Source organism: Haliea sp., from assembly GCF_040222615.1.
Classification (GTDB): Bacteria; Pseudomonadota; Gammaproteobacteria; order Pseudomonadales; family Halieaceae; genus Haliea.
Window position 1 is genome coordinate 1 of sequence record NZ_JAVKCQ010000061.1, and the last position, 11,937, is coordinate 11,937.

Consider the following 11,937-nt stretch of genomic DNA (forward strand, 5'->3'; position numbering starts at 1 on the left):
CTTCGGGCCTCACCTACCTTGTGGAAAAGACCAAGGCCTACCCCCATGCCGGTATCATGCACGTCAACGGGCTTGTGCGCTCCCGGCTGGCGGCCTTTGCGGAGGAAAACCTGTAGTTCGGGCCGCGCAGGTCGGGCCGCGCAGGTATAGATAGCCCCGGCGCGACATCAATCCTGCGCCGCTTGGGCAACTCCACGCAGGCCGCCCCGCCCGGGCGGCCTCTTCTACGCGGCCCGACCTCGGCGGCCCCACCTGCGCGGCCCGACCTCGGCGGCCCCACAGTTTCATTCGGGGCGGTGAATCAGTATGATTGCGTGTGGCAAGCGCGGCGCTGCACGCGCATTCCGTCCTTCTCTGTAGTTGGGTACCCATGAAAAAATTCCTCTTTGGCAAGCGCATGTGGCTCATGCTGTTGGCCACAGTGCTGGTGTTTGGTGGCCTGTTCGGCATGCAGTGGTATGGCCAGCAGATGATGAACCAGGCCATGGACAACATGCCGCGGCAGACGGTGACCATCACGGCGGCGGCGGCGGAGCAGGTCCAGTGGCAGCCGAGCGTGGACGCCGTTGGGACCCTGGCGCCCATCAACGGTGCGCAGCTGGCAGTGGAAGTGCCGGGCATTATTGACCGGGTGAATTTCGACAACGGCGCCACGGTGGCGGCGGGAGATGTGATCCTGGAGCTCAGCGCGGCGCCGGACCGGGCTGAGCTGGCGGTGCTGCAGGCGGCGCAGGCCCTGGCGGAATCGGAACTGAGGCGCGCTGAATCCCTGCTGCGGGAGCGCAATATCTCGGAGTCGGAACTGGACCGCCGCGCCAGCGAGCTGGACCAGGCCCGGGCCAGGGTTGCGGCGCAGAGCGCGCGGATCGAACAGAAGATGCTCCGCGCCCCCTTCGCGGGCCGGCTGGGTATTCGCCGGCTTAATGTGGGTGACTATGTGCTGGCAGGGGACCCGATTGTCGAACTGCAGGCGCTGGACCAGCTCTACCTCAATTTTACCCTGCCCGACCATTTTATTCCCGAGCTGGCACCCGGCATGGCGCTGCAGGCCCGGGTGCAGGCGCTGGGCCCGGACATCTTCACCGGTACCCTCAATGCCATAGCGCCTGGCGTTGATCCGGATACCCGCAATATCGCGCTGCAGGCCATTGTCGCCAACCCGAATGAGGTGCTGCGGCCGGGTATGTTTGCCCGGGTCAGCCTGGCCCTCGGGCAGCCCCGGGACCAGATCGTGGTGCCGGCGACGGCCATTTCCTATCGCCCCTACGGCAATTCCGTCTACGTGCTGGCAGAGCTTGATGGCCAGGCCACGGTGCGGCAGCGCTTTGTCGAACTGGGCCCCGCCCGGGGCGACATGATTGCGGTGACGTCCGGTCTCAAGGCTGGCGAGCTTGTGGCCACCAGCGGCCTGTTGAAGCTGGATGGCGGGGTGCCGGTGCGGGTGGATAACGCGTCGCCTCCCGCCAGCAGCCTGCAGCCAGAACCGGAAAACCGCTGACCGTGGCGTTCACCGACCTCTTTATTCGCAAGCCGGTACTTGCCACCGTTATCAGCCTGTTTCTGGTGGTGCTGGGCCTGCGCGCCGCCGGTGAGCTGAACGTACGCGAATTCCCGATGTTGGAAAACGCGGTGATTACCGTGTCGACCAGCTATACCGGCGCTGACGCGGAGCTGGTCAAGGGTTTCATTACGACGCCTCTGGAGCGGGAAATCGCCACCGCGGAGAATATCGACTACCTGACCTCCAACAGCACCCGCGGGCTGAGCGTGATTTCTGCCCACGTGCGCACCGGGGCCAATCCCGATGAAGTGTTGACCCAGGTTGTCACCAAGGTCAACAAGCTGCGCAACGAACTGCCGCGGGAATCGGAAGACCCGGTGCTCACGCTGGCGGTGGGGGAGCAGGTGGGCACCATGTATATTTCTTTCTCCAGTGTCGACCTGCCGATCAACCGGGTGGCGGACTACGTGATCCGCGAGGTCGAGCCCAAGCTGGCGACGCTGCCCGGTGTCCAGCGTGCCAGTGCAGACACCACTGACATCTTTGCCATGCGCATCTGGCTGGACAGCGAGCGGCTGACCTCGCTGGATCTTACCGCGGGCGATGTGCGTGCGGCGCTGCTGGCAAACAATGTGCTGTCGGCGGTGGGCGCGACCCGCGGCAGCATGGTCGAGGTTACCCTCAAGGCGGACACCGACATCAGTTCCGAGGCCGGATTTCGCCAGCTGGTGTTGCGGGAAAAGGATGGCGCGATAGTTCGCCTGGAGGATGTGGCCACAGTGGAGCTGGGCTCCGAGGCATACTTCAGCTCGGCAATGGTCATTGACCAGCGCGCGGTGTTCGTCCCCATCTCGGTCGCCAGCGACGCCAACGCTCTGGAAGTGATCGCCCGGGTGCGGGCAGTGTATGAGCGGGACATCCTGCCCAGCCTTCCGGAGGGCATGGAAGGAAGCATCAACTACGACGCCACCGTCTATATCGAGAACGCCATCAGTCAGGTTCAGGCGACCATCGTCGAGGCAATGCTGATCGTGATCCTGGTGATTTTCCTGTTCCTGGGGTCAATGCGCTCGGTGCTGATCCCGGCGATTGCGGTGCCGTTGTCCCTGATCGGTGCCCTGTTCCTGATGCTGCTGATGGGATTCAGCATCAATCTGCTCACGCTGCTGGCGTTCGTGCTCGCCATCGGCATCGTGGTTGACGATGCGATCATCGTGCTGGAAAACATCCACCGGCATATCGAGCATGGCATGACGCCGACGGAGGCCGCGCTGAAGGGTGCGCGGGAGCTGGCCTGGCCGATCGTCGCCATGACAACCACGCTGGTGGCGGTCTATCTGCCCATTGGTTTTATCGGCGGCCTGACGGGCACCTTGTTCACGGAGTTCGCCTTCACCCTGGCTGGCGCAGTGCTGATCTCCGGCGTGGTCGCCCTGACCCTGTCGCCAATGATGTGTGCCAGGATGTTGCGCAGCGCGGCCGACAGCAGTGACAACCGGCTAGAGCACTGGCTGGACCAGCGCTTCGAGGCTCTGCGCCGCGTCTACCAGCGGGATCTTGACCGGGTGCTAGATGACCGTGCCGGGGTGCTGGTGTTCGGGGCGGTGATCCTCGCCTCCTGTTACTTTCTGTTTGTGCGGTCCCCTGCGGAACTGGCGCCGGAGGAGGACCTGGGTCTGATCTTCTATCTCGCCGAGTCCGACCCCTACGTCACCCTGGAGTATCTCGAGCAGTACACAGCGGAGATTGGTCGCATTACCCGCGATACCCCCGAAATCGCCGTCAACTTCCTCTTCAACGGGGAAAACCCCGGTGGCAGCGGCGGCAACAATGGCGCCTTCGGCGGTTTTATCTTCAAACCCTGGAGCGAACGCGAGCGCAGCGCGATGGAAGTCCTGCAGGAGACTATCCAGCCCCGCACCTCGGTCATTGCCGGCTTGCAGGTGAACGCGGTGAACCCGCCGCCGCTGCCTTCCCCGGGGATTTTCCCAGTGGAATTCGTGATCAACAGTACCCTCGATTATTCGGTGCTGTACGACAGCGCGGAGACGGTCCTGGCGCGGGCCCGGGCCAGCGGCAAGTTCATCTTCATCGACCAGAACCTGCAGTTGGACAAGCCCCAGCAGCGCATTCGCATCGACCGCGACAAGGCCGCCCTGCTGGGGGTGAGCATGCAGACCCTCAGTGATGACCTATCCGCCCTGCTGTCCGGCGGCTTTGTCAACCGCTTCGCCATGAGCGACCGCTCCTACAAGGTTATTCCCCAGGTGCGCCGGACCCAGCGCCTGAACCCGGAGGATCTGGGCAGCTATCACACCCGCACCCGCAGCGGGAAGCTGATCCCGCTGGCAACTCTGGTCACTCTGGAAGACGAAGTCACACCGCGGGCATTGCCGGGGTTCCAGCAGCTCAACGCGGTGACCCTGAGCGGGCTGCCGCGCCCCGGGGTGGCGCTGGGCGATGCGCTGGCCACCCTGGAGACCATTGTGCAGGAAGAGCTGGGTCGCGAGTACGGGGTTGACTACGCCGGGCTGAGCCGCCAGTTCAAGACCGAGGGCAGTGCTCTGGTCGCCACGTTTTTCTTCGCCCTGTTGCTGATCTACCTAGTGCTGGCGGCGCAGTTTGAGTCGTTCCGGGACCCGTTCATCATGCTGGTAACCGTGCCGATGTCCATTTCCGGTGCGCTGCTCTGCCTGAATATCCTGGCCCTGTTCCAGGTCAATGGCGCCACCCTCAACATCTATACCCAGGTGGGCCTGGTCACCCTGATCGGGGTGATCTCCAAGCACGGCATTCTCATCGTGGAATTCGCCAATCGCCTGCAGGACGAGGGCATGGCCAAGCGCGAGGCCATCGAGGAGGCTGCCTCGGTGCGTCTGCGGCCGGTACTGATGACCACGGCGGCGCTGGTGCTGGCCATGGTGCCGCTGCTGCTGTCGACCGGCCCCGGCGCCGGTGCCCGTTTTTCCATGGGGCTGGTGATCGCCTCCGGGATGACGATTGGTACCCTGTTTACCCTGTATGTGCTGCCCGCCGTATACATGTATCTGGGTCGTGATGTGGCCAACCGGGTGCATCAGGCGTTACCCAAGGAGCAAATGGAGTCATGAAATCCCTGTTCGTGATGTTGCAGTATGTCCTGCCCCAGCATCTGCTCTCCCGGGTGACCGGCACCCTGGCGGAGTTGCGCCATCCGCGCTGGCTCAAGGACTGGATGATCAGCGCCTTCATCAGGGCTTTCGGTGTGGACATGTCCGAGGCCGAAGAGCGCTACCCCGAGGCCTACCCGAGCTTCAACGCTTTCTTCACCCGCCCCTTGCGCAGCGGCGCGCGGCCGCTGAGCGACGCCGCCGTGGTCTGTCCGGCGGACGGCAGCATCAGCCAGATCGGCCGCGTCGAGGAGTCCAGCCTGCTCCAGGCCAAGGGGCGCCACTATTCCAGCTGGGCCCTGCTGGGAGGCGACGAGGTGCGGGCGTCACAGTTTCGCAACGGCCACTTTGCCACCATTTATCTCTCGCCCCGGGACTACCACCGCGTGCACATGCCCATCGACGGTGAGCTGGTGGCTACCCGCTATATCCCCGGCAAACTGTTCTCGGTGAACGGCGCGACTGCCGCGGGGGTCGATCGCCTGTTCGCGCGCAATGAGCGACTGGTCTGTTACTTCGACACCGCCGCCGGGCCCATGGCCATGGTGCTGGTGGGCGCCATGGTGGTGGCGGGCATCGAAACCGTGTGGGAAGGCCAGGTGGCGCCGCCTCCGGTGGCCATGTTGCACCGCGATTACCGCGAGCTGCCGGCCCCTGTCCGGCTGGCCAAAGGTGAGGAGATGGGCCGTTTCAAATTGGGCTCAACGGTGATCCTGCTGTTTCCCGAAGCAGCTGTGAGCTGGCTGCCGGACTACGCTGCCGGTACCCCGACTCGCCTGGGCGAAGCCCTGGGCGGTCTCGGCTCCGGCGCCGCAATCGCCACTCAGGCCGGCTGACCCAGCGTCGCCACGATGTGGCGGTAGCTTGCCAGCCGCGTCGAGCTGATGGCGCCGGTCTCGACCGCGGCGAGAATCGCGCAGCCGGGTTCGTGCTCATGGCTGCAGTCGCGGAAGCGACAGTGGCCCAACAGCGGCCTGAATTCCCTGAATCCCAGTTCGACCTGCTCCCGGCTCATGTGCCAGAGGCCGAACTCACGAATTCCCGGGGAATCTATCAGGCTGCCGCCGCTCGGCAGGTGAAACAGCTGGGCGGTGGTGGTGGTGTGCACCCCTTTCTGGCGCAATTCCGACAGGGCTCCCACGCGCAGGCCGGCATCGGGCAGCAGCGCATTGACCAGTGATGACTTGCCGACCCCTGACTGGCCAACGAAGATGCTGACCCGGCCCCGCAGTGCTTCGCTGAGTCGGTCCAGACTGCCGCTGCGGCTGCTCACCTCCAGCAGTCGATACCCCAGACCGGGATAGATGGCGAGCAGGGCCTGCAGGCGCGAGCGCAGGGCCGGATCCTGGTCCAGCAGGTCTGACTTGTTCAGGAGCAGGACAGGCTCTATCCCCACGGCCTCCGACGCCACCAGATAGCGGTCAATGAGGTTGGCGTAGGGTTCGGGATAGGGCGCGATTACGACCAGGATCTGGTCGATATTGGCGGCGATCGGCTTCAGCCTGCCGTAAGGGTCCGGGCGCCGCAGCTCGCTGTGGCGTGGCTCCCGGGCCACGACAACACCGGTTGCATCACCCGCGCACCAGATCACCCGGTCGCCGGTAACCAGCCCGTCCAGGTTCGCTCGCAGGTGGCAGCGCTGGGTGCTGCCATCGCTGGCCTCTACATCGACCTGGGTGCCGAAGTGGGCTATCACCAGGCCGGTCTGCTCGGGCCCCAGCTCCCCGGCGCCCAGGGCCTCTTCGCCGCGGACACCGCGGCGCTCCGCTCTGGCAGTGCGCTCCTCCTGGATCTTGCTGATGCGCCAGCTTTGCTGGCGGCTCAGTTTGCGTTTGCTCATGCCAGGCATTATTGGGTGCCTGCATGGCGCTGTACAGGCAATTTGTTACACTGCGGCCACGATAGGGTGGAACAAGAGAGAGGGGCATGCGGCAATCAGGGAACCTGATCTGGGTGGATCTTGAAATGACAGGTCTCAATCCGGAGCAGGACAGGGTGATCGAAATTGCCTCCATAGTCACCGACAGCGAGCTCAATACCCTTGCGGAAGGTCCTGTCATCGCCATCCACCAGTCGGATGCTGTGCTGGCGGGCATGGACGAATGGAACACGACTCATCATACCCGCTCGGGCCTGGTCGACAGGGTGCGCGCCAGCGCCCTTGATGAAGCGGCGGCCGAGGAGCAGACCCTGGCGTTCCTGCGGGATTGGGTGGCTCCCGACAGCTCGCCGATCTGCGGCAACAGTATTTGCCAGGATCGACGCTTCCTGGCCCGGTACCTGCCGCGGCTTGAGGGCTACTTCCACTACCGCAATCTCGATGTCAGCACGCTCAAGATCCTCATGCAGCTCTGGCGCCCGGAGCTGGAACAGGGCATTGTCAAGGCTGGCAGCCACCAGGCCCTGGAGGATATCCGCGAGTCGATCGAGGAGCTTCGCTATTACCGCGAGCACCTGCTGGTGGCAGACCCGGCCCGGATCGCGAGATAAAAATACCAGCGACTTTCGCTGCAACGCCGCTTTCATCTATAGTTAAGCAATAACAGAGCCAGCTTGGCAGAGTGTGGGCCAGCCCACGCGGACATGCACGGGGGACGTTGCGTGAGAAAACCAGCGATAGGATGGGCGCTAGTCAGCATGCTGGCGGCGGCCTGTGCGCCGACCTCAGTGCGAGAGGTACCGCCACCTGAGCCTGAGGTGGCAGCAGTCGGGGAACCTGTTTACACCGCGCAGCCCGGACTGTCGGCGCAGGAGCGATTCCGCTCGGCGCTGGGGTTGCTGGAGGGAGGGGAGCCAGGCCAGGCCCGGGCCGAACTGCTTGCCTACATTGAGGAAAAGCCACGCAGTGAGGTGGCGCGAGACCTGCTGCGACAGATAGAGTCTGATTCCCTGGAGTACTACCCTGCCGAGCATCGTCAGATAACCCTCGCTACCGGGGAGTCACTGTCCACTCTGGCGAAGCGGTATCTGGGGGATATCTACCAGTTTTACGCGCTCGCCAAGTACAACGGCATTGCCGAGCCTCGACGACTGCGGGCCGGCCAGAGCCTCCGGATTCCACTGACCGGGGCTGCGGTGGCGGCGTTTGCAATCGATGACGATCCGGAGGCGATGGCCCGCGAAGTCGCCGCCAGGGCTGAAGCTGCTGTCGCCTCAGGGGAAGCCGACACCGCCGCGCCGGTAACAGCTGCAGAGGCCACCGTCGACACAGCGGAGACGGGGATGGCCGCAGAGCTCCTGCCGGAAACCGAGGTCCCGCTGGAAACCGAGGTCCTGCCGGAGCCGGCATTACAGCCCACGATAGCCGAGGTGCCCTCCGGCAATCCCGCGGACCTGCACCGGGAAGCACTGAACGCCTTTCGGGCACAGAATCTGGAGAAGGCCATCGGCCTGTGGGACCAGGTGTTGGCGCTGGATCCGGAGCACGAAAATGCAGGGCTGTACCGGGCCCAGGCTGTAGAGCTGCAGAACCGATTGCAGCGGCTTAACTGACCGCAACCATGGGCCTTGCCAAGGATTCTCCGATGGTGACACTGTTCCGCGAACTGCGCCGGCGCAAAGTATTCCAGACCTGTTTCCTGTACATCTTCATAGGCTGGGGCAGTTTGCAGATTATCGACGTCCTGTTTCCGTTGCTGGACCTGGATGGGGATCTGATCTCACGCTATATTTTCGTTCTCACCATCGCCGGGTTCCCGGTTGCCTTTGCTTTGGCCTGGTTTTTCCAGATTACGCCGAAGGGAGTTGTGCGTTCGACACCGTTTGTGGAGCGCCGGGTGTTATCGAATATCCCGCCGCTCAATGACCGCCGCGCGGCGGGCAAACCCAGCTATTTCCGCAAGACTGACCGGGAGGAGGAGTTCGAATGGACCCTCACCGCGGAAACCGGGCCGCTGGCGGGTCTGAGTTTCGGGGTCGACCGCTCGCTGGTCATGGGTCGCTCCCTGGAGAGCGACATTGCGGTGGTCAGCCCCCACGTGTCTCGCCAGCATGCACGCCTTGACCTTGATGGCGACCAGTTGACCCTTGAGGATCTGGGTTCCGCGAACGGCACGGTGGTAAACGGTCGTTCCCTGAGCGGGCGCTGCGCGCTGCACAATGACGATGAGATCCGTTTTCACGATATCGTTTTCCGGGTCAGTCGCAGCTACAGCAATGCTTACCGCGGGGTGGAGCTGCACAGCAAAACGACCTTTATCGAAGTGCCCGGCGACAGCGGCAGCGATAGGGGTCCGTAGTTCAGGAGCCGGGCGAGGTGTTCTGGATGCGCGACAGGTTGCGCTGCAGGGTGCGGGCCTGGTGCAGGCGCAGGCTGGCGTTGTGGTTGCCGGGGTTGTAGTGCAGTGATTTCTCCAGCGCCCTGATTGCCGCCTCCAGATCACTCTGCAGCAAGCTGCTGCCAGTCTTCAGCCATTCGTCGCTCAACGCACCGCGCAGCGCCACCACTCTGGCCAGCAGGGGATCTTTCGCCAGTGGCTGGGCAGCCAGGGCGGCATGCAGGTGATCAAGTTCCAGAGTCCGGTCCCCGGCGCTGGCAGCGTTGGCCAGCTGCAGGTGGGCGCGGCGCAGAAGCATCGCCTCATTGCTGCCCGACGGGGGCGGTGTCTGCTTGGCGCGGGCGATGAGCTCCCGGTAACGCCCCGCCTGATAGAGGGCGGCGAATGTCGGGGCCCGCACTGCAGCAGGATCCTCGCCAGTGATCACCGGGGGATACTCACTGTCGATCTTGCCGCGAGCCTGGGTCACGGCGCGAGCGGAAAATTCCCGGCGCAGGCTTGCCGTGGCAGTTTCCTCGGCGGGGATCAGGGCCAGCGCTGCCAGCATCCAGCGATCTCCCTCGCGACTATTGCCGCGGGCATAGGCCGCCTCGCCTTTGTTTACGGCTTCCCGGGTACGGGCGGCGATCTCCGGCTCCAGCTCGGCAATCATTGTTCGCGCCCGTGCCGCTTCCGAGGGCACGAGCAGCAGTGTGCGCCAGCGGGAAAGGGCCGCGGCCAGGTTACCGGCTGCCCGCTCCGCCTCGGCTGCCGCGACCTGGCGGCTGGCAAATCCGTCCACACCCGCGTCTGCGCCCAGATCCGGTGCGGTGCTGCCGCAGGCTGCCAGTAGCAGGGTGAGCAGGATGGGCAGTACTGGCATCAGCGCCGTGGCACCTGTTTGAAACCGGTGACGAATCTGCGGAAGTCCTGCAAGCTGTGGTGGTCGTAAATCATGGTCCGGTGCAGGAGGTAGGGGTCTGTAAAGACCGTGTTGTCGCCCCGGGTCACGGTGGCCGCGAGGCGGTAGCCCGCCCGGGCCAGCTCCTCGATTGCAGTTTCGCTGCTGTTCCCGTAGGGGTACGACAGGTAAGCCGGTGCTTTGCCAAGCTGGTGTTGGAACCGGGGCTTCGGGGCGCTGAGTTCCGCGCGCAAACGGGCGCGGTAGGCGTCCTCTGAATTGTCCCCGGGCAGTGGCGTCAGGCTGGCGTGGCTCATGCCGTGGGACTGTACTTCCACCAGGCCGCTGGCGGCCATTTCCCGCAGTTGTGCCCAGCTCAGGGCCTTGCCGCCGCCGATGAAGTCCGGGTAGATAAACAGGGTCGCCCGTGCCCGGTAGCGCTGCAGCAGCGGCCAGGCGACATCGTAGACCGAGCGGTAGCCATCGTCGATGGTCAGGGCCACCGCCTTGTCTGGAATGGGTTCGCCGCGGGCAAGAATCGCTTCAACATCCGCCATCGCCAGAGTCTGGTGGTCATTGTCAGTGAGGTACTGTAGCTGCTGTTCGAAGTCCCGTGCGCTCAGCTCGAGTTGGTGACTGGCGCGATCAGCATGAGTGAACTGGTGGTAGCAGAGAATTGGCAGGGTCCGATAGCCGTCAGGATAGACTGAGGTGGGGTTGACCGGGCGCAGGGGGACCGCGACCACATCGCCCGCCTGCGGCGGCCGGCGTTCGCTGTTCAGTTCCCGCACCTGCCACCCGGCAAGCGGGCTGCCCAGCACAGCGGCCGCAACGTCATTCCAGCTCAGGTCCCGCTCCAGGCGCACCAGGGCGGTGTCGTCGTTAGCTGCGATGATCGCCAGGCCCGCGCTGTCATCTGTCACCGGTGCGGTACTGCAGGCGGCCAGCCCGAGCGCCGCAGCAAGCCATAGTGGGGCAGTTCTAGTCCGGCTTCTGTTCACTGTCATTGACCTGCACGATAGTGTGGTCATCGACCATGCTGCGGGTGATACCACTGACATCCAGCCCCTGCCTGGCGCCGGCGACATCGTGCAGTGACCCCTCCGTGAACGCGGTGCCCTCCAGCTGCTTTTCAATCCCGTCCGCCAGGTGATTGACGGCGTTGAACAGGTCGCCGAACTCGTCCTCCCGCCGGCGGGAAATGCGGGTCTCCAGCTGGCCGCCCCCGAGCAGGTTCAGGGCGGATGTGGCGAGCTTTAGGTTGCGCGCGACAAGCTTGTTGAAGATGTAGATCACCAGCGACACTGCGAGGACGATGGCGAATCCGAGTACCACCATCATGCGCTTGGTTGTGCCCAGGGCCGCATCGAGGGGCGCCCGATCCACACCCAGGTCGACGCGGCCCACCACGGTCTGGTTGAACAGTACCGGCAGACGGAAGTTGAACACATTCTCAAGCTCCTGTACCCGGCTGCCATCGTCGCGGCTGAGCACTTCCCGCAGCACTCCGGCGGGCTCCCATGGGCTGCCGACGAGGCTGCCGTCGCTGGCGCTGCGCACAATGCCCTGGTGGTCGGCGACAATCAGGTAGCGAAACGTGTCGCGGGCGGCGGCGTCCTCTACCAGCGCCTCCAGGGAGATCCAGTCCTCCCCGAGTACTGGAATTGCCGCCTGCACGGCAATGAATTTGGCCAGCGACATGCCCGAGTCCACGGCCTGATGGGTGAGCGCCTCGCTCTGGGCGCGAAAAACCAGCGCGGAGCTCAAGGCCATGGCCAGCGCCACTACCGCTGCCATGATCGCAGTCCATTTCACCTGCAGTGGCAGGTAGCCGCGCTGCTCCTCTTCCTGCTGCTGCACCGACGCCAGCTCGCGCAGCAGCGCCTGCTGTAACTCCCGGCCGCTCTGAAAACGCCGCTCCGGCTTTTTCTGCAGCAGTTTGTTGACGATCTTCTGCAGGCCGACGGGAACATCGGCGCTGAGCTGGCGAATGGGTACCGGGCTTTTCTGCACGATCTGCATGATCAGCGTGGGCAGGGACTCTGCATCGAAAGCCTTGTGCCCGGTAAGCATCTCGTAGAGGATCACGCCGAATGTGAACAGGTCCGAGCGTCCGTCCACCGCAGTGCC

Annotated in this window: 10 protein-coding genes; 6 read left to right on the top strand and 4 right to left on the bottom strand. The window is 64.3% G+C overall.

Translation table 11 applies throughout. The annotated features are described in order from the left end of the window. Window positions 1-370: 370 nt before the first annotated feature. From RJQ10_RS05165 to asd, 3 genes are read left to right on the top strand one after another with little or no spacing between them, the layout of a single operon-like run. Window positions 371-1,498: an efflux RND transporter periplasmic adaptor subunit gene (locus RJQ10_RS05165; protein ID WP_350144308.1), complete on the top strand. Its 1,128-nt coding sequence runs from the start codon at window positions 371-373 to the stop codon at window positions 1,496-1,498. Window positions 1,499-1,500: 2 nt separating this feature from the next. Continuing rightward, window positions 1,501-4,611, top strand: a complete 3,111-nt coding sequence (locus tag RJQ10_RS05170; protein WP_350144310.1) for an efflux RND transporter permease subunit — start codon at window positions 1,501-1,503, stop codon at window positions 4,609-4,611. Continuing rightward, on the top strand, window positions 4,608-5,486 hold the full coding sequence (gene asd, locus RJQ10_RS05175) for an archaetidylserine decarboxylase (RefSeq protein WP_350144312.1): 879 nt from the start codon (window positions 4,608-4,610) through the stop codon (window positions 5,484-5,486). Before RJQ10_RS05170 ends, asd begins: the two co-directional genes overlap by 4 nt. Here asd and rsgA read toward each other — a convergent pair. After that, complete coding sequence (gene rsgA, locus RJQ10_RS05180; RefSeq protein ID WP_350144314.1) at window positions 5,474-6,490, bottom strand: small ribosomal subunit biogenesis GTPase RsgA; 1,017 nt, start codon at window positions 6,488-6,490, stop codon at window positions 5,474-5,476. The two genes, asd and rsgA, sit on opposite strands and share 13 nt — an antisense overlap. 86 nt (window positions 6,491-6,576) lie before the next feature. Here rsgA and orn point away from each other — a divergent pair, with 86 nt between their 5' ends. The 3 genes from orn (at window position 6,577) to RJQ10_RS05195 (ending at window position 8,888) form a co-directional block, all read left to right on the top strand. Then, a complete protein-coding gene (orn, locus tag RJQ10_RS05185; RefSeq protein WP_350144316.1) occupies window positions 6,577-7,140 on the top strand; it encodes an oligoribonuclease in 564 nt (187 codons plus the stop codon). A gap of 207 nt (window positions 7,141-7,347) precedes the next feature. Continuing rightward, window positions 7,348-8,142 carry a LysM peptidoglycan-binding domain-containing protein gene (locus RJQ10_RS05190; RefSeq protein WP_350144318.1) on the top strand — a complete coding sequence of 265 codons (795 nt, stop codon included), beginning with the start codon at window positions 7,348-7,350 and terminating at the stop codon, window positions 8,140-8,142. A gap of 32 nt (window positions 8,143-8,174) precedes the next feature. Then, window positions 8,175-8,888, top strand: a complete 714-nt coding sequence (locus RJQ10_RS05195; RefSeq protein ID WP_350144320.1) for an FHA domain-containing protein — start codon at window positions 8,175-8,177, stop codon at window positions 8,886-8,888. Between the two features lies 1 nt (window position 8,889). Here the strand turns inward: RJQ10_RS05195 and RJQ10_RS05200 are convergent, their stop codons facing one another. From RJQ10_RS05200 to RJQ10_RS05210, 3 genes are all read right to left on the bottom strand, one after another. Further along, window positions 8,890-9,789, bottom strand: a complete 900-nt coding sequence (locus RJQ10_RS05200) for a hypothetical protein (RefSeq protein WP_350144322.1) — start codon at window positions 9,787-9,789, stop codon at window positions 8,890-8,892. Then, window positions 9,789-10,730: a polysaccharide deacetylase family protein gene (locus RJQ10_RS05205; protein ID WP_350144324.1), complete on the bottom strand. Its 942-nt coding sequence runs from the start codon at window positions 10,728-10,730 to the stop codon at window positions 9,789-9,791. The genes RJQ10_RS05200 and RJQ10_RS05205 overlap by 1 nt, the downstream gene beginning before the upstream one ends. Window positions 10,731-10,788: 58 nt before the next feature. Then, the coding region (locus RJQ10_RS05210; protein ID WP_502880214.1) for a serine/threonine protein kinase at window positions 10,789-11,937 on the bottom strand (1,149 nt) is incomplete at its 5' end.

Coding starts and splice junctions, on each gene's coding strand:
- RJQ10_RS05165 (WP_350144308.1), top strand. CDS start 371: ATGAAAAAATTCCTCTTTGGCAAGCGCATGTGGCTCATGCTGTTGGCC.
- asd (WP_350144312.1), top strand. CDS start 4,608: ATGAAATCCCTGTTCGTGATGTTGCAGTATGTCCTGCCCCAGCATCTG.
- rsgA (WP_350144314.1), bottom strand. CDS start 6,490: ATGAGCAAACGCAAACTGAGCCGCCAGCAAAGCTGGCGCATCAGCAAG.
- orn (WP_350144316.1), top strand. CDS start 6,577: ATGCGGCAATCAGGGAACCTGATCTGGGTGGATCTTGAAATGACAGGT.
- RJQ10_RS05195 (WP_350144320.1), top strand. CDS start 8,175: ATGGTGACACTGTTCCGCGAACTGCGCCGGCGCAAAGTATTCCAGACC.
- RJQ10_RS05200 (WP_350144322.1), bottom strand. CDS start 9,789: ATGCCAGTACTGCCCATCCTGCTCACCCTGCTACTGGCAGCCTGCGGC.